Annotated in this window: 21 protein-coding genes; 12 read left to right on the plus strand and 9 right to left on the minus strand. The window is 72.4% G+C overall.

All coding sequences use genetic code 11. The annotated features are described in order from the left end of the window. Positions 1-623: 623 nt before the first annotated feature. The 3 genes from dhaK (at position 624) to AB0D04_RS27460 (ending at position 2705) form a co-directional block, all read left to right on the plus strand. Positions 624-1616, plus strand: coding sequence for a dihydroxyacetone kinase subunit DhaK (dhaK, locus tag AB0D04_RS27450; RefSeq protein ID WP_362708368.1), 993 nt, complete (start codon positions 624-626; stop codon positions 1614-1616). 112 nt (positions 1617-1728) lie between these two features. Continuing rightward, positions 1729-2295, plus strand: a complete 567-nt coding sequence (dhaL, locus tag AB0D04_RS27455) for a dihydroxyacetone kinase subunit DhaL (RefSeq protein ID WP_362708440.1) — start codon at positions 1729-1731, stop codon at positions 2293-2295. After that, entirely contained in the window at positions 2292-2705 is a 414-nt protein-coding gene (locus AB0D04_RS27460) for a PTS fructose transporter subunit IIA (RefSeq protein WP_362708370.1), read from the plus strand. The genes dhaL and AB0D04_RS27460 overlap by 4 nt, the downstream gene beginning before the upstream one ends. A gap of 34 nt (positions 2706-2739) precedes the next feature. Here AB0D04_RS27460 and AB0D04_RS27465 read toward each other — a convergent pair whose 3' ends face one another. Next, positions 2740-3561 (minus strand): SAM-dependent methyltransferase, encoded by an 822-nt coding sequence (locus tag AB0D04_RS27465; protein WP_362708373.1) that lies wholly within the window; start codon positions 3559-3561, stop codon positions 2740-2742. 335 nt (positions 3562-3896) lie between these two features. On the opposite strand from AB0D04_RS27465, the gene AB0D04_RS27470 reads away from it, so the two are divergent. Both AB0D04_RS27470 and AB0D04_RS27475 read left to right on the plus strand, forming a co-directional pair. After that, positions 3897-4646 (plus strand): sigma-70 family RNA polymerase sigma factor, encoded by a 750-nt coding sequence (locus AB0D04_RS27470; RefSeq protein WP_362708376.1) that lies wholly within the window; start codon positions 3897-3899, stop codon positions 4644-4646. A 2-nt stretch (positions 4647-4648) separates the two neighbouring features. Then, a complete protein-coding gene (locus AB0D04_RS27475; protein WP_362708378.1) occupies positions 4649-5431 on the plus strand; it encodes a hypothetical protein in 783 nt (260 codons plus the stop codon). Here the strand turns inward: AB0D04_RS27475 and AB0D04_RS27480 are convergent. The 3 genes from AB0D04_RS27480 to AB0D04_RS27490 form a co-directional block, all read right to left on the minus strand. Beyond that, a complete protein-coding gene (locus AB0D04_RS27480) occupies positions 5418-6995 on the minus strand; it encodes an aldehyde dehydrogenase family protein (RefSeq protein ID WP_362708380.1) in 1578 nt (525 codons plus the stop codon). The two genes, AB0D04_RS27475 and AB0D04_RS27480, sit on opposite strands and share 14 nt — an antisense overlap. A gap of 123 nt (positions 6996-7118) precedes the next feature. Further along, complete coding sequence (locus AB0D04_RS27485; RefSeq protein WP_362708383.1) at positions 7119-8558, minus strand: VOC family protein; 1440 nt, start codon at positions 8556-8558, stop codon at positions 7119-7121. A gap of 88 nt (positions 8559-8646) precedes the next feature. Beyond that, on the minus strand, positions 8647-9867 hold the full coding sequence (locus AB0D04_RS27490) for an FAD-binding oxidoreductase (protein ID WP_362708386.1): 1221 nt from the start codon (positions 9865-9867) through the stop codon (positions 8647-8649). A gap of 156 nt (positions 9868-10023) precedes the next feature. Here AB0D04_RS27490 and AB0D04_RS27495 point away from each other — a divergent pair, with 156 nt between their 5' ends. Both AB0D04_RS27495 and AB0D04_RS27500 read left to right on the plus strand, forming a co-directional pair. Beyond that, positions 10024-10935, plus strand: a complete 912-nt coding sequence (locus AB0D04_RS27495) for a LysR family transcriptional regulator (protein WP_362708389.1) — start codon at positions 10024-10026, stop codon at positions 10933-10935. 176 nt (positions 10936-11111) lie between these two features. Continuing rightward, positions 11112-12329, plus strand: coding sequence for a sialidase family protein (locus AB0D04_RS27500; protein ID WP_362708392.1), 1218 nt, complete (start codon positions 11112-11114; stop codon positions 12327-12329). A 64-nt stretch (positions 12330-12393) separates the two neighbouring features. Here AB0D04_RS27500 and AB0D04_RS27505 read toward each other — a convergent pair whose 3' ends face one another. Further along, positions 12394-12822, minus strand: a complete 429-nt coding sequence (locus AB0D04_RS27505) for an STAS domain-containing protein (protein WP_362708394.1) — start codon at positions 12820-12822, stop codon at positions 12394-12396. 372 nt (positions 12823-13194) lie between these two features. On the opposite strand from AB0D04_RS27505, the gene AB0D04_RS27510 reads away from it, so the two are divergent. From AB0D04_RS27510 to AB0D04_RS27530, 5 genes are all read left to right on the plus strand, one after another. Further along, complete coding sequence (locus AB0D04_RS27510) at positions 13195-13956, plus strand: DeoR/GlpR family DNA-binding transcription regulator (RefSeq protein ID WP_362708396.1); 762 nt, start codon at positions 13195-13197, stop codon at positions 13954-13956. A gap of 229 nt (positions 13957-14185) precedes the next feature. Continuing rightward, positions 14186-15481, plus strand: a complete 1296-nt coding sequence (locus AB0D04_RS27515; protein ID WP_362708442.1) for a sugar ABC transporter substrate-binding protein — start codon at positions 14186-14188, stop codon at positions 15479-15481. 100 nt (positions 15482-15581) lie between these two features. After that, positions 15582-16442 (plus strand): sugar ABC transporter permease, encoded by an 861-nt coding sequence (locus tag AB0D04_RS27520; RefSeq protein WP_362708444.1) that lies wholly within the window; start codon positions 15582-15584, stop codon positions 16440-16442. Continuing rightward, positions 16439-17290, plus strand: a complete 852-nt coding sequence (locus tag AB0D04_RS27525) for a carbohydrate ABC transporter permease (protein ID WP_362708398.1) — start codon at positions 16439-16441, stop codon at positions 17288-17290. The genes AB0D04_RS27520 and AB0D04_RS27525 overlap by 4 nt, the downstream gene beginning before the upstream one ends. Then, positions 17287-18279: a zinc-dependent alcohol dehydrogenase family protein gene (locus tag AB0D04_RS27530; RefSeq protein ID WP_362708401.1), complete on the plus strand. Its 993-nt coding sequence runs from the start codon at positions 17287-17289 to the stop codon at positions 18277-18279. The genes AB0D04_RS27525 and AB0D04_RS27530 overlap by 4 nt, the downstream gene beginning before the upstream one ends. Before the next feature lie 10 nt (positions 18280-18289). Here AB0D04_RS27530 and AB0D04_RS27535 read toward each other — a convergent pair whose 3' ends face one another. The 4 genes from AB0D04_RS27535 to AB0D04_RS27550 all read right to left on the minus strand — a co-directional run bounded on the left by AB0D04_RS27535 (position 18290) and on the right by AB0D04_RS27550 (position 23173). After that, positions 18290-19303 carry a winged helix-turn-helix domain-containing protein gene (locus AB0D04_RS27535; RefSeq protein ID WP_362708403.1) on the minus strand — a complete coding sequence of 338 codons (1014 nt, stop codon included), beginning with the start codon at positions 19301-19303 and terminating at the stop codon, positions 18290-18292. 115 nt (positions 19304-19418) lie between these two features. Continuing rightward, the gene (locus AB0D04_RS27540; RefSeq protein WP_362708406.1) at positions 19419-19901 is read right to left on the minus strand and encodes an NUDIX domain-containing protein; all 483 of its coding nucleotides are present in this window, start codon (positions 19899-19901) and stop codon (positions 19419-19421) included. A 5-nt stretch (positions 19902-19906) separates the two neighbouring features. Next, complete coding sequence (locus AB0D04_RS27545) at positions 19907-21454, minus strand: ATP-dependent DNA ligase (protein ID WP_362708408.1); 1548 nt, start codon at positions 21452-21454, stop codon at positions 19907-19909. A gap of 60 nt (positions 21455-21514) precedes the next feature. Next, positions 21515-23173: an amidohydrolase gene (locus tag AB0D04_RS27550; RefSeq protein WP_362708410.1), complete on the minus strand. Its 1659-nt coding sequence runs from the start codon at positions 23171-23173 to the stop codon at positions 21515-21517. Positions 23174-23177: the final 4 nt, after the last annotated feature.

The raw sequence follows: 23177 nt of genomic DNA on the forward strand, positions 1-23177 counted from the left end.
GGCCACGGCGATAACGTGACAGTGGCCGCACGGGTTCTTCGACGGTGACCAAGAAGTGGTCTGCGGGAACTCTTCCGCTTCCTCGCTGACGTGGTGGCCGTCTCGGCCGCGGCGGCCCGATCCGCCTCCCGCTGACCTCGCGCAGCCGGGCCGAGCGCACGCCGAAGACCTCCACGAGCGACTGCGGCGCCAGCGCTTCGCGCGGTGGACCCGAGGCCACGACCCTGCCCTGGCGCTCGGACAGGAGGCCGCACCGTACGCCGCGGGTGGCGAGGGACTCGCGCCCGGAGGGAGGTGTGTCATGGAGGCAGTGACCCGCCAAGGCGGGTCACCCGTGGGCAGCGCGAAGTGACCACACCACACAGACCACACCGACACCGGCACACAGCAGTGCGCCTCCCCCTTCTCCGTCAGATACTGATCCCGTACGCCCTCGACGCCTTGGAGGCCGGCACGAGCTCACGTGACGCCCCATCAGCAATGTCGGCATGAAGTCGGCATCGGCCGCACCGGAGTCCGTCTCCGGCCGTGCGGGACCGCTCACACCAATATCGCCGAAATCGTGACTGACCTGGAAAAACACCGGTCAGAGACTCGCCTGCGAAGCTGCCCAGGAGGTACCCATGAAGATGCTTATCAACGTCACCGAAACCGTTGTGGCGGACGCCTTGCGGGGAATGGCGGCGGCCCACCCCGAACTGGTGGTGGATGTGGAGAACCGGGTGATCGTGCGGCGGGATGCGCCGGTGGCGGAGAAGGTGGCGTTGGTGTCCGGGGGCGGGAGTGGGCATGAGCCGCTGCACGGGGGGTTTGTGGGACCAGGGATGTTGGATGCCGCGTGTCCTGGGGAGGTGTTCACCTCGCCGGTGCCGGATCAGATGGTGCGGGCCGCGGCGGCCGTGGACAGCGGGAGCGGTGTGCTGTTCGTGGTGAAGAACTACACCGGCGATGTCCTCAATTTCCAGATGGCGGCGGAACTGGCGGAGGACGAGGGGGTGCAGGTCGCCAGCGTGCTCGTCAATGACGATGTGGCGGTGACCGACTCGACGTTCACCGCGGGGCGGCGCGGGACCGGGGCGACGCTCTTCGTCGAGAAGATTGCGGGCGCGGCGGCCGAGGAGGGCATGCCGCTGGAGCGGGTCGAGGCGCTGGCGCGGCGGGTCGTGGCGTCCTCGCGGAGTTTCGGGGTGGCGCTGAGTGCCTGTACGACGCCGGCGAAGGGCAGTCCGACGTTCGATCTGCCCGCCGGTGAGCTGGAGTTGGGGGTCGGTATTCATGGCGAGCCGGGGCGGGAGCGGCGGGCGATGATGACCTCGCGCGAGATCGCGGACTTCGCGGTGGAGGCGATTCTGGAGGATCTGGAACCGCGGCTGCCGGTGCTGATGCTGGTCAACGGGATGGGTGCGACGCCGCTGCTGGAGCTCTACGGGTTCAGCGCGGAAGTGCGGCGGGTGCTGGACGAGCGCAAGGTGCCGGTGGCTCGTACGCTCGTCGGGAATTACGTGACGTCGCTGGACATGGCGGGGTGTTCGGTGTCGTTGTGTCAGGTGGACGGGGAGCTGCTGCAGCTGTGGGATGCGCCGGTGGAGACGCCGGGCCTGCGCTGGGGGCGGTAGGGCCTGTCCCACCCGGCGCACCGTACGAGATCCACAGGGATCAGCCAGTGCACGAGCAGAGGAGCAGTACGTGACCGACAGCGTCTTGGATGCCGCGTTCTTCGTCCGGTGGATGGCGGCGGCGGCCGCCTCAGTGGAGCGGGAGGCCGGCCGGCTGACGGAGCTGGATTCGGCCATTGGGGATGCCGATCACGGGAGCAATATGCAGCGGGGCTTCGCTGCCGTGGTGACGGTGCTGACGACGGATGAGCCCGCGACGCCAGGGGGTGTACTGGTGGCTGCGGGGCGGCAGTTGATCTCGACGGTGGGCGGTGCGTCCGGGCCGTTGTACGGGTCGCTGCTGCGGCGCAGCGGGAAGGCGCTGGGCGATGCGCCGCAGGTGACGGTCGGGGAACTTCGGACGGGCCTGCAGGCGGGGGTGGCCGCGGTGGCGCAGCTGGGCGGTGCGGGCCCGGGGGACAAGACGATGCTGGATGCGCTGGTGCCGGCGGTCGAGGCGCTGGGCACGTCGTTCGAGGCGGCGGCCGCGGCGGCGGAGGACGGCGCGCTGGCGACCGTACCGCTGCTGGCCAAAAAGGGGCGGGCGAGCTACCTGGGGGAACGCAGCATCGGGCATCAGGACCCGGGGGCGACCTCGTCGGCGTTGCTGTTCGCGGCGCTCGCGGAGGTGGCGAAGTGACCGGGGAGGGTGCGCCGGTGGGGATTGTGCTGGTGTCGCACAGCGGGCCGGTTGCCGAGTCGGTCGCGGCGATGGCGGCCGCGCTGGCCGGGGGCGGGGCGACGGCTCCGGTCGCCGCGGCCGGGGGGACGCCGGACGGCAGGCTCGGTACGAGTACGGAGCTGATCAGCGCGGCGGCGCGGTCGGTGGACCGGGGTGCGGGGGTGGCGATCCTGGTGGACCTGGGCAGCGCCGTACTGACCGTCAAGGCGATGGTTGCCGAGGGGGACGACCTTCCCCAGGGTGCGCGGCTGGTGGATGCGCCGTTCGTGGAGGGCGCGGTGGCCGCCGTGGTCACCGCCTCGGCCGGCGCGGATCTGGACGCGGTGGCGGCCGCGGCCGGGGAGGCGTTCGGCTACCGGAAGGAGTGAGGAGGAGCGGAGGTGAGGGAGCCGGGCGGGGCCGTTACGGCTTGCGGGCGATTGCCGCGTAGCAGGCGGCCTCGGCGTCGGTGACGTGGGTGGCGTCCTCGGGGTGGTCGGGGCGCCACTGGTGGGAGAGGGTGACGCCCGGCTCCAGCAGCTCCCAGCCGTCGAAGAAGCGGAGGAATGCGGCGCGGGAGCGGAACTGGAGGTTGGCGCCCGCGCCGCGGTAGATGTCGATGATCTCGCCCATCGCCTCGGGGTCGAAGTCCGCGGTCGCGTGGGTCATCGCGAGGGTGCTGCCGCTGGGCAGGGCGGACTTGAGGGTTTCGACGACGGTGTGGGCGCGGCATTCCCCGTCGTCGGCGACGAAGTGCATCAGGGCGTTCAGACTGAGAGCGACGGGCTCGCGCAGGTCGAGGGTGTCGAGAAGCTGTGGCGCGGCGAGGATGCCCTCGGGGTCGTTGACATCGGCCTGTACGTAGGCGGTGCGTCCCTCGGCGGTGCTGAGGAGGAGGGCCGCGGCGTGGGCGAGGACGATGGGGTCGTTGTCCGTGTAGACCACGCGGGCGTCGGGGGCGATGCCCTGAGCGATGTCGTGCAGATTCGGCGGGGTGGGGATGCCGGTGCCGATGTCGAGGAACTGGCGCAGGCCCGACCGTGCGAGGAAGCGGGTGGCGCGGTGCATGAACTCGCGGTTGATACGGGCGGCGACCAGCGCGGCGGGGAAGACGGACAGGACGCTCCCGGCGGCCATCCGGTCGGCCAGGAAGTTGGTCTTGCCGCCGAGGAAATAGTCGTAGATACGGGAGGAGTGGGCCCGGTCGAGCTGTAGATCCACCACGGGCTCGGTGCGGTCGCTCATCGTGGGCTGCCTCCCCAGTACGGCCGGCGCGCTCCCCGCGGCGCCCCGAATGCCGCCGCCCGCCCGGCAGTTGGAGCACTGCCCCGTACGGTCCGGATCATACCGGCCGTGTGCCACGCGCCCCGGCGTACGCCCAGCGCACCGCCATGCGGGGTGAACATGCCCTTGGCACGCGTAGTCATATGAATACGCAGCGGAAGATTTCTTGCGCCCTGGTGCCACAAATGGGCGTACTTTCCTGTTCATTAGATGGTGAGGGCAGACAGTCCTCCCACTGCGGCCGGCCTCCTCTGTGCGGCAGCAGCGGCGCACGGCGAACGGAACGAGGACGGCTCGTGGGCTCAGACCGGGACCGACTTCTGCCGGCGTGCGCGGAGGCGCACGGCCATCGCGCGGACTTACCCGCGCTCCCCCGCCGGCCATCGGCGGGCTCGGCCGACCCCTCCCGTCCCACCGGTCCATCCGGCCCGGCGGGCCCCGCGGCTCGACATCTGTCGATAGCCCTGGAGGCGTTCCATGCCACGCATGCCCGGAAGTGGCTGACGTACGCCTATCTGCACACCGGCAGCGAGGACGCGGCCCGCGAGGTGACCCGGTCCGCCTTCCGGCAGCTGAGCCGGCTGTGGCCGCATGCGCTGCGCCAGGCGTCGGTGGAGGCGTTCGCCTGGTCGGTCCTGAAGGAACGTGTGGTGGAGTGGCTGTACGACCACCAGCAGCCCACCGCGCTCACCGAGACCGCCGCCTTCGCGATCGTCACGCATGCCCTGCTGCGCGAGTGCCAGCAGCGATTCGCCCTGCTGGAGAGCCAGTTGGGGCTGTACGCGGCGATCTCGCGGCTGCCGGAGCGGCAGTGCGATGTGATCGTGCTGCGGCATGTCACCGGGTACGACGACGCGCAGATCGCCGCGCTGCTCGGCGTCGACGAAGTCACCGTCCGCTCGTATGCGAGCCGGGGCAAACGCAAGCTCGCCGCCGCGCTCGGCATCGACCAGGGCACGACGGGGCGGGGTACCGGCGACGACCGCGGCGCTTCGGACGACCACCACGCAGCACACGCCTCGCACGCATCGGCAAGGGGGAATTGACCATGTCGCCCATCGATCACACGGATCACACCGGCCACGCCGGGCGTCGGGACACCGTGGAGACGCTGCTGAGCGCCGCCGCGGCGGTGGCCGGCATCGACGGCCTCGCCGGGTTCTGCGCTCTCGATCACGCGGGCGCGCTCGACGGTCTCGGCTGCTTCGCTGCCGTCACGGAAACGGGGTGCGGGGCTCGGGGCGCGGCGGGACGCGGTGACGGGCCGCCCCCGGTGCGGGCCGACCGCGGTGCGCCCAGCGCCTATCCCAGCGCCCGCGACGAGGCCACCCATGAGCTGGAGCTGGCCTGCGCGCTGGTGGTCAATGCCGCGGCGGCCGCCGCCAGCCTGGAGCGGCTGGTCGACGACCATCACATCGACCCGGAGGGCGCGCTGGTCTTCGCCTGCCTGCTGCACATCACCGGGCGCTTCGACGCGGCGCACTTCTGGTGGCACTTCGGCGCGGGCGCGGGAAGCCGGACCGCCGCGTACTGCCTCTATCTCTCCCACCGGCGCAACGGCGAATACCGCGACGCCGCGTACTGGCGCGAGCAGGCCGCGCACGGTCCGGACGAGGAGCGTCCGTCGGTACCGGCCTGCGACGACAAGCAGTTGCTGCCGGACGCGGCCCGGCACAATCTCCTCGTCCAGTGGCACAGCGGGCTCGCGCCGAGCCTGCCGACGGCTCTGGAGAATGTGATCAACCGTCTTGTGGTGGACAGCGACGACGAGGATTTCGGGGAGATCCCCCGTCCCTCGCCCACCCTCGTCAGGGATCTCAGAGGAAGTTGACGCCCTGGGCGAGGGGGAGGTCGGCGGAGTAGTTCACCGTGTTGGTGGCCCGGCGCATATAGGCGCGCCAGGCGTCGGAGCCGGATTCGCGGCCGCCGCCGGTCTCCTTCTCGCCGCCGAACGCGCCGCCGATCTCCGCCCCCGAGGTGCCGATGTTCACGTTGGCGATGCCGCAGTCGGAACCGTCGGCGGCGAGGAAGCACTCGGCCTCCCGCTGGTCCTGGGTGAAGATGCTGGACGACAGGCCCTGGGGGACGCCGTTGTGCAGCGCGATGGCCTCCTCGAGGGTGCGGTAGGTGAGGACGTACAGGATCGGGGCGAAGGTCTCGGTGCGGACGATCTCGGTCTGTTCCGGCATCCGGACGATCGCGGGACGGACGTACGCGGCGTCCGGGACCTCGGCCGTGAAACAGCGGTCGCCGCCGGTCAGGAGCTTGCCGCCGTCGCGTTGGGCGGTGGCCAGGGCGTCGGCCATCGCCGTATGGGCGGACGGGGTGATGAGCGGCCCGACGAGGGTCGAGTCGTCGAAGGGGTCACCGAGCGGCAGTTGGCCGTAGGCATGCACCATCCGCTCGGTGAGCCGGTCCGCGATGTCCTCGTGGACGATCAGCCGGCGCAGCGTCGTACAGCGCTGGCCCGCGGTGCCGGCGGCGGAGAAGACGGTGCCGCGGACGGTGAGGTCGAGATCCGCGGAGGGGGTGACGACGGCGGCGTTGTTGCCGCCGAGTTCCAGGAGGCAGCGGCCGAAGCGGGCGGCCACCCGCGGGCCGACCTGCCGGCCCATCCGTACCGATCCGGTCGCGCTGACCAGCGCCACCCGGGGGTCGTCGGCCAGGCGCTCGCCGCATGCCTGCGCCCCGAGCAGCAGCCGGTGGACGCCGGGCGGTGCGCCGGCATCGGCGGCGGCGCGGGCGAGCAGGCCGTCGCAGGCGAGCGCGGTGAGCGGGGTGAGTTCGGACGGCTTCCAGACGACGGTGTCACCGCAGACCAGGGCGATGGCGGTATTCCAGGACCAGACGGCGACGGGGAAGTTGAAGGCGGAGATGACGCCTACGACGCCGAGCGGGTGCCAGGTCTCGGCGAGCCGGTGGCCGGGGCGTTCGCCGGCAATGGTGCGGCCGTAGAGCTGCCGCGACAGGCCTACCGCGAAGTCGCAGATGTCGATCATTTCCTGGACTTCGCCGAGCGCCTCGGAGCGGATCTTCCCCGCTTCGAGGGTGACCAGGTCGGCCAGGTCGTCCTTGTGGGTGGTCAGGAGTTCGCCGAGCCGCTTGACGAGGGCGCCGCGGCGGGGGGCGGGGACGGTGCGCCACTGGTGGAAGGTGCGGTGGGACGCCTCGACGGCCTGGGTGGTCTGTTCGGCGGTGGTGACGGGGAGCCGGGCGAGGGTGGCCCCGGTCAGGGGGGTACGGGCGAGGACGACGGCGGCGGTGGTTTCGGGGTGGTCGTACGCGTCGAGATCCACGCCGCAGTGGCGCAGGGCCGTTGCCGCGCGGGCACGGAGGACGTCGACGGAGGGGAAGCGGGGGGTGGTGGGCGGCGGGGTGGGGGTGGCGGTGGTCATGGTGGGTTCCTTGGCTCCTTGGGAGTTGGGGCGGGGGGCGGGATCCCCCGGGCCGGGCGACGGGGCGGGGCGGGCCGGGGGTGGGAGGTCATGGTCATGGCGACTCGCTCGGGGCCGAGGTCCTCAGGGTCCGTTCCTCTCGGTCGTCGTCAGGGTCTCCTCGCCGGTGTCCAGGGCGCGGAGCGCCGCGCCGGCCCCCACGGTGAACAGCGCCTGGCGCAGCGAGTGGTCCTGCTGTGCGGCGTAGAGGGTGAACGGGTCGAGGACGGGACGGCCCATGGCCTCGGAGAGACGGTGGGCATCGAAGGGGGTGCCGGTCAGGGCCGCGTCGCGGGTTCCTTCGCCGGTGAGGTTGGAGCGGAAGATGCCGGCGGCGGAGCGGGGCAGGAAGTCCTCGTAGACGATCGGTTGGGCGGTGAGCCAGCCGCCGTCGAGGAGGCCGGCGAGGTCGGCCGGCGGGCGCCGGCCGTCGCGGGGCCGTCCGGTCACCGGGTGGTAGGTGAAGAACGCCTGGCGTGCGGTGGCCAGTTGGTGTTCGGTACGCGGGAAGGTGCGCTGCCACAGGGCGCGGGCGGTCTCCTGCCGGTCGGCGTCCGGGTGGTGGGCCATCTGGCGGTCGGTCTCGGCCATCAGCTCGTCGTAGCGGGCCCGGCCCGCGCGGGTCAGGGCGATGCCGCGGGCCTCGACCTCGCCGAAGCGGACCCGTAGGGAGCCGCCGGAGATGCTGCCGTCGGGCTCGCGGAAGCGCCGTGGCTCGGCGAGCGCGCGGAAGGACGTCTGACGCAGGAGGACGTCCGGGCCGTCCCAGCGCGGGGGTCCCTGGATCCGGTCGATCATGGTGATGCCGCGCTCCCCCATGCGGCGGTAGAGGGCGTCGATGTCCAGGACGCGGGGGGTGAGGTGATTGATGTGGGTGGCGGCCACCCCGCCGATGTCTGCGGCGACGGCGGAGATCCGCTCCAGTTCGGCGTACCAGGCGCGGTCGACCGGTTCGGGGGACAGTTCGAAGGCGGCCACGGCGAGGGTGAGGAAGCGTTCCGCGTCGGGTTCGGGGAGGCCCGCCAACTCCTCGGCCTGTTCGGCGAGTTGGAGGAGTTCCGGCGGGAAGAGGCGGCGGCGGGCGAGGAAGGCGTCGAGCCGGGATTCCAGGCCGGCATCGAAGAAGCGGCGGTCGGAGGTGGTGAGGAGGGAGGTGAAGACGCGGAAGGGGTTGCGGTCCAGTTCTTCGGTGCCGGTGGGGCGGAAGGCGGTGGAGACGACGGGTACGGCGCCGGTCTCGCCGTCCCGCAGGTCGTAGAAGCCCACGGGGCTCATCCCGAGGGCGGCGAAGATCTGGGCGGCCTGGCGCAGCTCCTCCTCGGTGCCGACACGGATGGCGCCGTGGCGTTCGGCGGTGACGCGGGCGATGCTGCCGAGCCGTTCCGCGTCCGGGTCCCGGCCCGCGACCTCGTCGTTGACCTGCCCGGCCACCTCCAGCAGCGTGGTGTAGGCGGGCACTTCGGTGCCGTACATCCCGGACAGCCGACGGGCGAACGCGGCGCGCAGCCGCCAGGTGGGGACCATGGGGGGCTCCAGGGGGCTCCGGTCGTAGGACGTCGGATGCAGTGCGTCTGATGGGGTGCGTCGGGTGGGGAGTGGCGGGTCGGGTGCGTCAGATGATGTGGGCCTCGGGGCGGGTTTCGCGGGCGGCGTGGCCGTCGAAGCGGGTGGCGGTGAGCGGGGCGATGTCGAGGAACGGTGCGCGGCCGAGGTAGAGGTCGCGGATGATCTCGCCGACGGCGGGGGCCTGGAGGAAGCCGTGGCCCGAGAAGCCGGTGGCGTAGAGGAAGCGGTCGAGGTGGGTGGCCTCGCCGATCAGTGCGTTGCGGTCGGGGGTCATCTCGTACAGGCCGGCCCAGCCGCCGGTGACGGGCAGCCGGGCGAGCTCCGGTGCCCGGCGGGCCGCGGCCGCACGGAACGGGCGCAGCCATTCGCGGGTGAACTGCCGCCCGAATCCCGCCTGTTGGGCCGGGTCGGACAGGCCCAGGAGGAGGCCGTCGGCGGTGTCGTTGTGGAAGTAGAGGGTGGAGTCGAAGTCGAGGGTGAAGGGGATACGGGGCGGGGCGGGATGCAGCGGTCCGGTGAAGGCGATCTGGCGGCGCAGCGGGGTGACGGGGAGGTCGACGCCGGCCATCGCCCCGATGGCACCGGACCAGGCGCCGGCGCAGCAGATCACGCTGCCCGTGCGCACGGAGCCGTACGGGGTGCGGACGGCCCGGAGCGTGCCGTCGGCGGTGTCGATCGCGGTGACCGGGCAGCGGGTGCGTACGGTGGCGCCGAGCCGTTGGGCCGCGCGGAGGTAGCCGGTGACGGCGGCCTTGGGGAGGGCATGGCCGTCGGTGGGTGAGTAGGCGGCGGCGACGATGCCGCGCGGGTCGAGGTAGGGGCACAGACCGGCGGCCTCGGACGGGGTGATGATGCGGCTGGGCAGGCCGAGGGCGTTCTGGGTCTCCACTCCCCCGGCGAAGGTGGCCAGTTCGGTGTCGTCGCCGAGGAGGAAGAGATAGCCGACGGATTCCAGTCCGATGTCGGCGCCGGGGCGGCGGGCGAAGGAGCGCCAGGCGTCCAGGCTGCGCAGGCCCAGGCGGATGTTGAGGGGGTCGGAGAACTGGGCGCGGACGCCGCCGATGGGCTTGCCGGACGAGCCGGAGGCGGGCCGGTCGCGCTCCAGCAGCAGTACGTGGCGGACGCCCGCCTCGGCCAGGTGGAACGCGATGCTCGCCCCGATGACGCCGCCGCCGATGATGACGACGTCGGCGTGTTCGGGGAGACCGGCATGTTCCGGGAGTCCGGCGGGTTCGGGGACGGGGACAGAAGCCGCAGTGGGAGCCATCGAGGCCGCCTTCCCGGTCTTCTTCGGGCGGGCCCGCTCGGCGGTGAGCGGGTCACTTTTGATGGTGGCGGGTGGGACGTCCCCCGTCCATGCACAGTTGCTGGACGTGATCTATCAGGAACTCTGGTCATCGGAAGCGCTGGGTAGGGTCCCGGCATGGAATTGCCGGGGGCCCAGCTGAGGGCGCTGCTGGAGCTGACCCGTAGCGGCACGATGACCGCGGCGGCCGCGGCCCTGGGCTATACGCCGGGCGCGGTGTCCCAGCAGATCGCGGCGCTGGAGCGGGCCACCGGGACGGAGCTGGTGCGGCGGCTGGGGCGCCGGGTGGAGCTGACGGACGCCGGGCACACGCTCGCCGCGCACGCCGAACGGATCCTGGCCGCGCAGGCCGAGGCGGTGGCGGCCCTGGAACGCGGCCGGGGCGAGGTCACGGCGCGGCTGCGGCTGGGCGTCTTCGGCACGGCGGCGGCCGTGCTGCTGCCGCCGGCCCTGCACCGGCTGCGGGCGCGGCATCCGGGGGTGCGCGTGGCGAGCCGCGAGGTGGAGGTGGACCAGGCGTACACGGAGGTCTGCGCCGGTCGGGTGGATCTGGCGCTGGGCCTGGACTATCCGGATGCGCCGCTGGCGCCGGCCGGCGGGGTGGAGTTGGTGCGGCTGCGGTCGGAGCGGTTCGGGCTGGCGGTGGCGGCCGGGCCGAGGGCGGAGGGGTGGACGGCGCAGGGGCGGGCGCTGCGGCTCGTGGACGCCGCCGCCTGCGACTGGGTGCTGCCCGCGCCGGGCTCGTACTACGGGCGGGCGATGCGGGCCGCCTGCCGGCGGGCCGGGTTCGAGCCGCGGGTGGTGCACGAGGTGACCGATACGGCCACGTCACTGGCGATGGTCGGGGCGGGGCTGGGGGTGGCGCCCCTGACGGAGCTGATGCTGCGGCTGCGGTCCGAGGGGATTGTCCCGGTGCCGCTGGCGGAGGTGGTCGAGCGGCACATCGTGGTGGCCGTCGGCGCCGCCGCGCGGCAGCGGCCGTCGGTCGAGGCGCTGATCGCGGCGCTGCGCGAGGGCGTCGCAGCGTAGGCCGAGGGTGCGGCGCGAGGTCCCGCGGGCTGCGCTCCGTGGACGAAGCGGGGTCCGCCGGCTCGGATTACCTTGGCGTCGAGGTTCCTTGGACATCGGACGTCCCATGTCCCTGCGTCCGCCGTCCGGCACCTCATCGATCGGCCCGTCGCGTCACGCCCGCCCTGGAGGTACCGGTGAGAGCCGCCCGCCCGGTGAGAGCCGCCCGTTCCCTGTCGCTGACCGTGCTGCTCGCCACCGGCACCGGCCTGGCGACGGCCACCCCCGCGGCGCCCGCCACCGAGCCGCCGCCCCCGGAAACGTCCCCGCCCCGCCACCCTCTGTACGAGACCACCGACGTGGCCGTCTCCGGCCAGGGCGCGCACACCTACCGCATCCCGGCCCTGGAGACGCTCCCCGACGGCACCCTCGTCGCCGCCTACGACCGGCGCAACGACAGCGCCGCGGACCTGCCCGGCAACGTGGATGTGATGGTGCGTCGCAGCACCGACAACGGACGGACCTGGAGCACCCCGCAGGCGGTCGCCGACTACGACGGCGGGGCGGGCGCCGGCGATCCCAGCCTGCTGGCCGACCGGTGGACCGGCCGTCTGTTCCTCTTTCACGCCTACGGCCCCAAGGGCATCGGCTTCGGCAATGCGGGCATGGGCAACGACCACGCCGGCACCAAGATCCTGCACACCGACTACCACTACTCCGACGACGGCGGCCGCAGCTGGCGCGCCCGGCGGCTGACCCGCCACCTCAAGGACCCGTCCTGGCTCGGCATCTTCGCCTCGTCCGGCACCGGTATCCAGCTCTCCACCGGACGGCTGGTACAGCAGTACGCCCTCCGTAAGGCCGACGCCAGCATGTGGGCAGCCAGCGCGTACAGCGACGACCACGGGGAGACCTGGCGCCTGGGGACGCCGGTCGGGCCGCTGATGGACGAGAACAAGACCGTCGAGCTGGCCGATGGCCGCATCATGCTCAACAGCCGCACCGGCAGCACCACAAGACGGCTGGTCGCCTACTCGCGTGACGGCGGGGTCACCTACAGCGCCCCGGTCGCGGACGACGAGCTGATCGACCCGGTCAACAATGCGGCGCTGCTGCGCTACGACCCCACGGCCCGGCCGGACCGCGCGCGGGCGCACTGGCTGCTGTTCAGCAATACGGCCAGCGCCACCGCCCGGCGGAACCTCACCGTCCGGCTGTCCTGCGACGACGGCCGGAGCTGGCCCGTCTCGCGGGTCGTCACGCCCGGCCCGGCGGCGTACTCGACGCTGACCCGGCTGAAGGACGGCACGTTCGGGCTGCTCTACGAGTCCGGCCCGTACCGGAGGATCACTTTCCAGCGGTTCAACGACGCCTGGCTGGGGGCGCACTGTCCGGCGGGATCGCCTGCGGGGTGACCTGCCCTGGGGAGGACCGTCGCCACAGCCGTCTCCACGACCGTCACCCCGATACCGCGTTACGTCACACGAACGGGTCATCGCTCGGCAGCGTCGGCTCTTCCATCGCCGGTGGCCACGCCGGACGCGCGCCATCAGGGACGGCCGCCAGCGCATGGCCGACGGTCGGAAAGCAGGAGAAGACGCCCAGCGACTGGGTGCCGACCAGCAGCCGCAGCATCCGTACGCCGAGCGAGGCCAGGAACAGCCGGCCGTCCAGCCGACGGCACAGCCACTCCAGGGCCAGCAGGCAGCTCAGCCCCCGGGAGTCGCAGAAGCGCAGGGCGGTCAGATCGAGCACGAGGAAGCGGTGGCCGACCGAGACGATGGACCGGGCCTCGTCAAGAAAGGCCTGCTCGGTGCGGAGATCCAGCTCTCCGCTGACCCGCAGCACCGCGCACTCCTCCGCCTGGACGATCGTCGTGACCGCCAGGGACCGCATCTCCGCACTCATGGCGTCCAGACTAAGCGCCCTTTTCGACCGCATCATCGGCACGGGGCCACCCGATGACGCGGGGCGTGCGCGGGGCGTGCAGGCATCGCGCAGACGGCAGCGGGCGGGCGTACGGAGCGTTCCGGAGGGCCGTACGGGCACCGTGATCAGGCAAACGGCCTGGTCACAGGCATCGGGGTGCGGGCAGAAACGGTCAGGCTTTCTCCGCTTACGGGCGGAGTTACCGCGTTCTACCGTTGCTATAAACCTGAGGCGGGCAGAAACGGTCAGGGCAGTGACCGAACGGACCCCCGATCGGGGCCCGTCATCCCACGTCACCCCACATCGCCCCACGTCATCCGCCACCACCGCCACTACGGGCAGGAGAGCACCATGAGGGCCGAGGAACGTCAGCACCGCCTCCTTGTGCTGGCCCGGCAGTCGGGGCGGGTCGAGGTCGCCGATGCGGCAGTGGAGTTCGGGGTCGCCCGGGAGACCGTACGGCGCGATCTGAGCGAGCTGGAGCGGCGCGGGCTGATCCGGCGCACGCACGGCGCGGCGTATCCGGTCGAGAGCGCCGGTTTCGAGACCACTCTGGCCCGGCGGGAGACCCAGCAGGTGGCGGAGAAACGCCGGATCGCGGCCGCCGCGGCCCAGCTGGTGGGCGAGGCGGAGACGGTGTTCGTGGACGAGGGCTACACCCCCGAGCTGGTCGCCACGCTGCTGCCCACCGACCGCCCGCTGACCGTGCTCACCGCCTCGCTGCGCACCGCCTCCCTGGTCTCCGCGTCCGGCTCCACCACCGTCCTGCTGCTCGGCGGCCGGGTCCGCGCCGGGACGCAGGCGACGGTGGGCTCCTGGGCCCGGGACATGCTCGCCGGGTTCGTGATCGACCTGGCGTTCATGGGCGCGAACGGCATCTCCCGGGAGCACGGTCTGACCACCCCTGATCCGGCGGTCGCCGATGTGAAGGCACAGGCGGTGCGGTCCTCGCGGCGGCGGGTGCTGGCCGGGGTGCACAGCAAGTTCGGGGCCAGCAGCTTCTGCCGGTTCGCCGAGGTGAGCGACTTCGACACGGTCGTCACCGACGTCGGGCTCTCCGCGCCGGAGGCCCATCGCTACTCCCTCCTGGGGCCGCAGGTGCTCCGGGTCTGACCGGGCCGGGGGCCGCCCGGAGGACCGGCCCCGTACGGAAACAACCCACCGCTCACCGCCGACGGCCGACCGGCCGCCGGACGGTCTCCCCAACGTGCCCGCGGGCACCCCCGTACGTCCCTGTACATCCCTGTACGTCCCCAGAAAGGCACGAGCCGTGAAAGCACGATCCCCCATGCGCAGCCGCACCTGCCGCACCGTAGGGCTGACCTCGGTCGCCCTGACCCTGATGCTGTCCACCGCCGCCTGCTCCGGCTTCGGTGACGCAGAGGGCGCTTCCGACACCCTCAATGTGCTGATGGTCAACAACCCGCAGATGGTGGATCTGCAGAAGCTCACCGCCGAGCACTTCACCAAGGAGACCGGCATCAAGGTGAATTACACCGTGCTGCCGGAGGACGATCTGCGCGACAAGATGAGCCAGGACTTCTCCAGCCAGGCCGGCCAGTACGACGTGGCCAGTGTGAGCAACTACGAGACGCCGATCTACGCCCGCAACGGATGGCTCGCCCCGATCGGCGAAAGGGCCGCCAAGGACCCGAAGTTCGACCAGAAAGACATCCTCGCGCCGCTCCGCAAGTCCCTCACCGCCGCCGACGGCAAGGTCTACGCGGAGCCCTTCTACGGCGAATCGTCGTTCCTGATGTACCGCAAGGACCTCCTCAAGGCCGCCGGACTGAGCATGCCCAAGCAGCCGACCTGGCAGGAAGTCGCCAAGATGGCCGCCAAGCTGGACGGCAAGGGCACGAAGGGCATCTGCCTGCGCGGCCAGCCCGGCTGGGGCCAGGTGATCGCCCCGCTGTCCACGGTCGTCAACACCTTCGGCGGCACCTGGTTCAGCAAGGACTGGAAGCCGCAGCTGGACAGCCCGGAATTCACCAAGGCCACCCAGTTCTACGTCGACCTGGTACGCAAGCACGGCGAGGCGGGCGCCCCGCAGGCCGGCTACGCCGAGTGCCTCAACGACATGCAGCAGGGCAAGGTCGCCATGTGGTACGACGCGACCGCAGGCGCCGGCTCGCTGGAGGGCTCCGACTCCAAGGTCGCCGGCAAGGTCGGCTACGCGCCGGCGCCGGTCGTCAAGACGCCCAGCTCCGGCTGGCTGTACACCTGGGCCTGGGGCGTGCAGAAGGCCAGTAGGCACCAGGACGCGGCGTGGAAGTTCATCAGCTGGGCCTCCAGCAAGGAGTACGAGCAGCTGGTGGGCCGCAAGCTGGGCTGGTCCAGCGTGCCCGCGGGCAAGCGGGCGTCCCTCTACGCGAACCCGAAGTACGTCCGGGAGTCCGGAGCGTTCGCCCAGGCCACCAAGCAGGCGATCAGCTCGGCCCGGCCCGATGACCCGGGTGTGCAGCCGCGTCCGGCCCCCGGTATCCAGTTCGTCGGCGTCCCCGAGTTCGCCGACCTGGGCACCAAGGTCTCGCACGAGGTGAGCAATGCCATCGCCGGTGCGCAGAGCGTCCCCGAGGCCCTCAAGAACAGCCAGCGGCTGGCGCAGGAGGTGGCCGGTGCGTACGCAGACCGCTGAGCGGACCCGGCCCGTCGAGGCCGTCGACCCACCGTCGGGCAGACGGGCGGCCCGCGCCCGGCGCGCACAGCGGGCGAAGGACTGGGCCCGGCGCGCTCCCCTGCTGCCCGCCCTCGTCTTCCTGATCGTGGTGACCCAACTGCCGTTCGTGGCAACCGTGGTGATCTCCTTCACCCGGTGGAACGCGATGGCGCCCGAAAACCGCGGCTTCGCCGCCTTCGACAACTACAAGGCCGTCTTCACCGACCCTGCGATGCGGGCGTCGGTGGGCACGACCGTGCTGCTGACCGTGTCCGTGGTGCTGGTCAGCCTGCTGCTGGGGCTGGGCCTGGCGCTGCTGCTGGACCGCAGTTTCCGCGGCCGCGGGATCGTACGGACCCTGCTCATCACGCCGTTCCTGGTGGTGCCCGTCGCCTCCGCCCTGCTGTGGAAGCACGCCCTCTACAACGCCTCGTACGGGCTGATCAACGGCTCGCTGACCTGGATATGGGGGCTGTTCGGCAGCGACAATCCGCCGCAGCCGGACTGGATGACGGACTCGCCGCTGCTCGCCGTGGAGACGTCGCTGATCTGGCAGTGGACACCGTTCATGATGCTGATCCTGCTCGCCGGGTTGCAGAGCCGGCCGGCGGACGCCGTCGAGGCGGCCCGGATGGACGGCGCCTCCGCCTTTGACATCTTCCGCTATCTCACCCTGCCCCACCTGCGCCGCTATCTGGAGCTGGCCGCGCTGCTGGGCACCATCTACGTCGTCCAGAACTTCGACGCGGTGTTCACCATCACCTCGGGCGGGCTGGGCACCGCCAACCTGCCCTACACCATTTACCAGACCTTCTATCAGGCCCATGACTACGGACTGGCGTCCGCGCAGGGCGTCGTCGTCGTGCTGTGTTCGCTGGTGGTGGCGACCTTCGCGCTGCGCACCGTCTCGTCCCTGCTGCGCGAGGAGGTCTCCCGATGAACAGCGCACTGCGCAACACCCTGGGCCGGCGACGCACCGGCAGCCTGCTGGGCCTGCTGGCCTGGCTGTGCGGCATCGCCTTCTTCCTCCCCGTCGCGTGGATGGTGCTGACGTCCTTCCACAGCGAGACGGACGCGGCGACCAATCCGCCGAGTATCGGTGCCGGGCTCAGCCTGCACGGCTACCGCGAGTTCTTCGGCGAGGGCACCGGCATCAGCCCCTGGCCGCCACTGATCAACTCGCTCACCGCCTCGGTCGTCTCCACCCTGCTGGTCCTGGCGCTGGCCGTACCGGCGGCGTACGCGCTGTCGATCAAGCCGGTGCGCAAGTGGAGCGATGTGATGTTCTTCTTCCTCTCCACGAAGATGCTGCCGCTGGTGGCGGGCCTGCTGCCGATCTATCTCGTCGCGCAGAACACCGGGATGCTGGACAGCATCTGGCTGCTGGTCATCCTCTACACCTCGATGAACCTGCCGATCGCGGTGTGGATGATGCGCTCGTTCCTCTCCGAGGTCCCGACGGAGATGCTGGAGGCCGCCGCCATCGACGGCGCGGGGCTGCACACCACCCTGCTCCGGATCGTCGCCCCGGTGGCCATGCCGGGGATTGCCGCGACGGCCCTCATCTCCTTCATCTTCAGCTGGAACGAGCTGCTGTTCGCCCGGGTCCTGACCGGCATCGTGGCCGGTACGTCGCCGGTGTTCCTGACCGGCTTCGTCACCAGCCAGGGCCTGTTCCTGGCCAAGGTGTGCGCCGCCGCCACCGTCATCTCCCTCCCGGTGCTCATCGCCGGATTCGCCGCCCAGGACAAGCTCGTCCAGGGCCTCTCGCTCGGAGCCGTGAAATGAAAGCCGCAGTGATCAGCGCCCCCGGCCAGGTCGAGGTCACCACCGTCGACGACCCCAGCCCCGGGCCCCGCGAGGTCGTGGTCGCGGTCGCCGCCTGCGGGCTGTGCGGCACCGATCTGCACATCCTCCAGGGTGAGTTCGCCCCCACCCTGCCCGTCGTTCCCGGTCACGAATTCGCCGGTACGGTCGTCGCCACCGGCAGCGCCGTCACCGAACTGGCCGAGGGCGACCGGGTGGCGGTCGACCCGTCCCTCTACTGCCACGAGTGCCGCTACTGCCGCATCGGCCGCAACAACCTCTGCGAGCGCTGGGCGGCGATCGGGGTGTCCACGGCCGGCGGCGCCGCCGAGTTCGCCGTCGCGCCCGTCGCCAACTGCGTCAAGCTGCCCGATCACGTCCGCACCGAGGACGCGGCCCTGATCGAGCCGCTCTCCTGCGCCGTACGCGGCTACGACATCCTGCGCTCCCAGCAGCTGGGCACCCGGGTCCTGATCTACGGCTCGGGCACGATGGGCCTGATGATGCTCGAACTCGCCAAGCGCACGGGGGCCGCGGGGGTGGACATCGTCGACATCAACCCGGACCGGCTGGCCACCGCCGTCACTCTGGGCTGCAGCAACGCGGCCGCCTCCGCCGACGAGTTCGACCGCCCGCGCGGCTGGGACGTGGTCATCGACGCCACCGGCAACGCACGCGCCATCCAGGACGCGCTCGGGCGGGTCGGCAGGGGCGGCACCTTCCTCCAGTTCGGGGTCGCCGACTACGCCGCCCGCGCCGTCATCGAGCCGTACCGGATCTACAACCAGGAGATCACCATCACCGGCTCGATGGCCGTCCTGCACAGCTATGAACGCGCCGCCGAGCTGTTCGCGGCGGGCGCCCTGGATCCGGAGATCTTCATCAGCGACCGGCTGCCGCTGACGGAGTACACGGCGGCGCTGGACCGCTTCCGGGCCGGGCAGGGCCGGAAGATCCAGGTGCGGCCGTGAGCCCCTGACCTCAGCCCGGCAGCCGTACGGGCGCCAGCTCGCCGTGCAGCAGCGCCGCGCCGAGCGGGGTCAGGGCATGGACGACGCACCCGCCGTCGCGGCGGCTGTGGGCGAGGTTCGCCTCGCGCAGCGCGCTGACATGCTCGCTGGCGGAGGGGGCGGAGACCCGTAGCCGGCGGGCCAGTTCGCCCGTGGTGGCGGGTGCATCGAGGGCGGTGAGGACCCGGGCCCGGGTGCGGCCGAGCAGTGCGGAGAGGGCCTGCGGGTGGCAGGCGCGGGTGGTGGCGGGGGCCCAGGCCGTGCTGTGGTCGACCGGGTAGACCAGGACCGGCGGCAGGTCCGGGTCGGCGAGCGCGATGGGCCGGCGCCAGCAGAAGTGGGACGGGATCAGCCGCAGTCCGCGTCCGTGCAGGCGCAGATCACCGTCGCGGGGGTAGTCGACGGACAGCACCGGCGGCTCCCACCGCAGGTGCGGGCGGAAGGAGTTGAGCATGCCGTCGACCCCGTCGTGGCACAGGGTGCGGGCGCGGGCGGCGCGGTCACGGTCGGCCGTCGCGGCCGCCTCCGTCCAGTCGGGGGCGATCACCGCGCGGTGCACCTCCTGGTACGCGGCGGCCAGTTCGTCGAGGGGCTGCCGGTTGCCCTTGGCCACCGATCCGGCCCAGCGCGGCAGCCGGGCGGGGAGGGCGGCCCGGCGGATCTCCGCGGTCAGCCGGGCCCTGGGCGTCTCCCGCAGCGCCGTGAGCCCCGCCGCCAGGCCGTGGCGTCCCGCATCGGGCGTCAGAAAATCCGGGAAGTAGCGTGCGTCGCCCGGCGCCAGCGCGCCGATCAGCCGGGCGGCGCGGGTCAGCCCGCGCTCGGCCAGCTCCACCCGGGCGCGGGCGCGCCAGCGGGCGTACACCGGCGCGCCGTTCCCGGGCGCCGTCAGCTGATGCATCGCCAGCACCGTTTCCCACAGCGGATCCGGTGCGGCCGCGATCTGTACGCGCGCGATGTCCCGCTCGTCGAAATGGATACGCAACATGCGGCCCCCGCGGCATGCTCATGACCCCGTCCCCAGAGCCCCCCGTCATTCCCCGCCCCAGATTGCCCGGCCGCCAGGGGGGTGTCCAGCGCAAGCTGTGCCCAAAGGGCGGACCCTAGGTGTTGTCGTCGAGCCGCTCGGCCAGCCGTTCCAGGAACACCCGCTGCCCCTTCACCATCCGCTCCGCCGCCTCGGCCGGGGAGAACCACGCCACCCGGTCGATCTCCGGAAAGCTGCGGGTGGTGCCCGAGCCCCGCGGCCACTCCATCTCGAAGGTGCCGGGCACGATGTGCTCCGGATCGAGATCGCTCTCGACGGCCCAGACGGTCACCACCTTGCCGCCCGACTGGCGGGCGTCCCCCAGGGGCACGTAGGGCCCGTCCGGCGGCGGCATTCCCAGTTCCTCCTCGAACTCCCGCCGGGCCGCGTCCTGCGCTTCCTCCGGCGGTACGTACTCCCCCTTGGGCACCGACCAGGCCCCCGCGTCCCGGCGCGCCCACAACGGCCCGCCCATGTGCGCCAGCAGCACCTCGACGCCGTCCGCGCGGCTGCGGTCCGCACGGTAGAGGAGCAGCCCGGCGCTCCGCTTCCCCGCCATGGTCCCTACGTCTCCTCACCGGTGTGCGCGGCCAGCACCGTCTCCACCGTGTCCGCCTGAGCCGCGGTCTTGTCCTCGCGGTAGCGCACGACGCGCGCGAAGCGCAGCGTGACGCCCGCCGGATAGCGCGTGGACGTCTGCAGGCCGTCGTACGCGACCTCGACGACGAGCTCCGGCCGCACGGTGACGACATGGCCCCGCTCCGCCACCGCCAGCTCCTGGAGCCGTTCGGTCTGCCAGGCGAGGGTGGCGTCGGTGAGGCCTTTGAACGTCTTGCCGAGCATGACGAAGCCGCCGGCCGGGCCGCGTGCGCCGAGGTGGAGGTTGGAGAGCTTTCCGGTGCGCCGGCCGTGGCCCCATTCCGCCGCCAGCACCACCAGGTCGAGGGTGTGCACCGGCTTCACCTTCAGCCAGGAGGCGCCGCGGCGGCCCGCGCTGTACGGGGCGTGAAGGGCCTTGACGACGACGCCCTCGTGGCCGTCGCGCAGGGTGCGGGTCCAGAAGTCCTCGGCGGCGGCGCGGGCCGCGGCATCGGCCGGGTCGGGCACCACCCGGCGGCGCACCCGTGCCTCCTCGGGAACCAGCCGGGCCAGCTCCGCGGCCCGGTCCGCGCCGGGCAGTTCCAGCAGGTCGCGGCCGTCGAGCGAGAGGACGTCGAAGAAGACCGGCGACAGCGGCAGCGCGGCCTGCGCGGCCGTGACGTCCACCCGCGAGCCGAACCGTCCCGCGACCCGCTGGAACGGCACCGGCCGCCCGTTGTCGTCCAGCGCGATCACCTCGCCGTCCAGGATGCAGCGCGCGGCGGGCATGCCGCGGACGAGGGCGACGACCTCGGGGAGGCGGTCGGTGACCTCGTCCAGGGTGCGGGTGTAGATCCGTACGTCGTCGCCGTCGCGGTGGACCTGCACCCGGATGCCGTCCAGCTTCTGCTCCACGGCGCATGCGCCGAGCCTGTCGATGGCCTCGGCCACCGACCTGGCGCTGTGCGCGAGCATCGGGCCGACGGGCCGGCCGACCGTGAGCCGGAACTCCGCGAGCGCCGGCGGCCCCTTGGCGAGCAGCGCCCGCGCGACGTCCGGCAGCGACCCGGCGAGCATCACGGCCCGCCGTACGTCCGCGGCGGGCACCTCCGTCGCCGCCGCGAGACCCTCGGCGGCAAGGGCGTCCAGTGCGCCCTGCCGCACCTCCCCGGTCAGCAGTCCGAGCAGGAACCGCTGTTCCTGCCCGGTCGCCGCGGCCATCAGCTCGCCGACCCGCCGCCGGCGCTCCCCCTGCGCGCCGGCGCCGCCGACCCCGGCCAGGCCGGTCAGCGCGGCATCCACCTCGCGCACGGTGAGCGTGGCGCGCTCCGCCGCCGGCACCGGCTCGCGCAGCACGCTCCAGCCGACGCCGATCCGCCCCTGCGGCAGCCGTCCGGCCAGGTACGGGATGACGACCGGTACGTCCGGCGGCTCGGCGGCCCGGAACAGCCCGGCCAGCAGCGCGATCTTCCGCGAGCGCGCCGAGGTCGCGGCGACGTCCGCGGAGACCTGTGCGAGAGCGGCCAGCAGCATAGGGCCATGGTGCGCCCGGGGCGCCGTCCCCGCTTCCGGGAGGAGCGCACCGCGACGCGGTCAGGCCGTGTGCACGACCTCACCTCCGACGACGACCGTCGCGGCGACGGTGCCGGGGATGTCCTCGGGGGCGGCGCGCAGGATGTCCCGGGAGAGCACCACGAAGTCGGCGAGTTTGCCGACGGTCAGCGAACCGCGTTCGTCCTCAAGGAAGTTGGCGTACGCGGAGCCCATCGTGTACGCGTGCACGGCGGTCTCCACACTCACCGTCTCGGTCGGCTGCCAGGCCTCGCCGCCGCCGAGCGGCTGCCGGGTGAGGGCGGTGTAGATGCCGATCATCGGGTCCATCTCGGCGACGTTCCAGTCGCTGGAGAAGGCCAGTACGGCGCCCGCGGTGTGCAGGCTGCGCATCGGCCAGGCCTTGTGCCAGCGGTCCGGGCCGACGTTCTCGGCCCAGTCCTGGCCGGGGCCGGCGATCTCCGGGGCGCAGTGCCGCGGCTGCATACAGGCCACCACGCCCAGCTCGGCGAAGCGCGGGGTGTCGCGGGGGTCGAGGCATTCGACGTGGACGACCTGGTGGCGGGCGTCGCGCGGGCCGTTGACGGTACGGGCCTGTTCGACGGCGTCGAGGACGGTACGGATGCCGCGGTCGCCGGTGGCGTGGACGAAGCACTGGAAGCCGCGGGCGTCCAGCTTGGTGAGCAGGTCGCCGAAGTCCGCCGCGGGGTAGAAGGTGTCGCCCCGGTGGTGGCGGCAGCCCGCGTACGGCTCCAGAAGGGCGGCGGTCCGCGGCTCGACGACATCGTCGATGTAGAGCTTGAGCGGGCCGACCCGCAGCCGGTCGTCGTCGTGGCGGCGGGCGGCCGCCGCGAAGTCGTCGAGGTCGGCGTCGGTGGTGCCGCGCGGGTGGAAGAGCGCCGCGACGATCCGGGAGCGGAGCCGGCCCTCGGTGCGGGCGCGCCCGAAGAGGGCGAGGTCGTCGAGGGAGTTCTGCGGTTCGACGACGGTGGTGATGCCGAAGCGGATGGCGTCGTCGAGGCTCTTGGCGAGGCGGCCGTACTGGCGGTCGGCCGAGGCCCAGGGCACACCGAGCTGCTGCAGTGCGCGGTGCCCGTCGCGGGAGAGGCCCTTGACCGCGAAGTCCTTGACGAATCCGGTGGGTTCGCCGGTCTCCGGGTCGGTCTCGGCCTCGCCGAAGGGCAGGCTCGTACGGTCCCGGTCGATGCCGAGGCGGCGCAGGGCGGCGGTGTTGAGCCAGGCGGTGTGGACGTCGTAGCTCAGGACGAAGGCGGGGGTGTCGCCGGTGGCCGGGTCGAGGTCGCTCGCGCGGGGCATCCGGCCGCCGGGGATCGCGGAGTAGTCGAAGGCCTCGGCCTCGATCCACTCGGCGTCCGGGTGGGCCGCGCGCCAGGCGCGGATGCGCTCCTGAATCGCCTCGAGGCTGCGCACGCCCGCGAGCTGGACGCAGGCGTCGTCGGAGCCGAGCCGGACGTGGTTGTGGGCGTCGATGAAGCCGGGCAGCACCAGCCGCCCGCCGGCGTCGATGACCTCGGTGTCCGGTCCCGTCCACTGCGCGGCGTCGGCGTCCGCGCCGAGCCAGGCGATCCGGCCGTCGCGTACGGCGAGCGCCTGGGCCTCGGGCAGGGCGGGGTCGACGGTGTGGATACGGGCGCCGGTCAGGACGAGGTCGGCGGGAGCGGCCGGGGCGGTGCAGGTCATGAGG

Source organism: Streptomyces sp. NPDC048483 (assembly GCF_040651455.1).
Taxonomy (GTDB): Bacteria; Actinomycetota; Actinomycetes; order Streptomycetales; family Streptomycetaceae; genus Streptomyces.

Excerpts from the sequence above, each read along its gene's own strand:
- dhaK (WP_362708368.1), top strand. The coding sequence starts at position 624 with ATGAAGATGCTTATCAACGTCACCGAAACCGTTGTGGCGGACGCCTTG.
- dhaL (WP_362708440.1), top strand. The coding sequence starts at position 1,729 with ATGGCGGCGGCGGCCGCCTCAGTGGAGCGGGAGGCCGGCCGGCTGACG.
- AB0D04_RS27465 (WP_362708373.1), bottom strand. The coding sequence starts at position 3,561 with ATGAGCGACCGCACCGAGCCCGTGGTGGATCTACAGCTCGACCGGGCC.
- AB0D04_RS27475 (WP_362708378.1), top strand. The coding sequence starts at position 4,649 with ATGTCGCCCATCGATCACACGGATCACACCGGCCACGCCGGGCGTCGG.
- AB0D04_RS27480 (WP_362708380.1), bottom strand. The coding sequence starts at position 6,995 with ATGACCACCGCCACCCCCACCCCGCCGCCCACCACCCCCCGCTTCCCC.
- AB0D04_RS27485 (WP_362708383.1), bottom strand. The coding sequence starts at position 8,558 with ATGGTCCCCACCTGGCGGCTGCGCGCCGCGTTCGCCCGTCGGCTGTCC.
- AB0D04_RS27490 (WP_362708386.1), bottom strand. The coding sequence starts at position 9,867 with ATGGCTCCCACTGCGGCTTCTGTCCCCGTCCCCGAACCCGCCGGACTC.
- AB0D04_RS27495 (WP_362708389.1), top strand. The coding sequence starts at position 10,024 with ATGGAATTGCCGGGGGCCCAGCTGAGGGCGCTGCTGGAGCTGACCCGT.
- AB0D04_RS27505 (WP_362708394.1), bottom strand. The coding sequence starts at position 12,822 with ATGAGTGCGGAGATGCGGTCCCTGGCGGTCACGACGATCGTCCAGGCG.
- AB0D04_RS27510 (WP_362708396.1), top strand. The coding sequence starts at position 13,195 with ATGAGGGCCGAGGAACGTCAGCACCGCCTCCTTGTGCTGGCCCGGCAG.
- AB0D04_RS27515 (WP_362708442.1), top strand. The coding sequence starts at position 14,186 with ATGCTGTCCACCGCCGCCTGCTCCGGCTTCGGTGACGCAGAGGGCGCT.
- AB0D04_RS27525 (WP_362708398.1), top strand. The coding sequence starts at position 16,439 with ATGAACAGCGCACTGCGCAACACCCTGGGCCGGCGACGCACCGGCAGC.
- AB0D04_RS27530 (WP_362708401.1), top strand. The coding sequence starts at position 17,287 with ATGAAAGCCGCAGTGATCAGCGCCCCCGGCCAGGTCGAGGTCACCACC.
- AB0D04_RS27535 (WP_362708403.1), bottom strand. The coding sequence starts at position 19,303 with ATGTTGCGTATCCATTTCGACGAGCGGGACATCGCGCGCGTACAGATC.
- AB0D04_RS27540 (WP_362708406.1), bottom strand. The coding sequence starts at position 19,901 with ATGGCGGGGAAGCGGAGCGCCGGGCTGCTCCTCTACCGTGCGGACCGC.
- AB0D04_RS27545 (WP_362708408.1), bottom strand. The coding sequence starts at position 21,454 with ATGCTGCTGGCCGCTCTCGCACAGGTCTCCGCGGACGTCGCCGCGACC.
- AB0D04_RS27550 (WP_362708410.1), bottom strand. The coding sequence starts at position 23,173 with ATGACCTGCACCGCCCCGGCCGCTCCCGCCGACCTCGTCCTGACCGGC.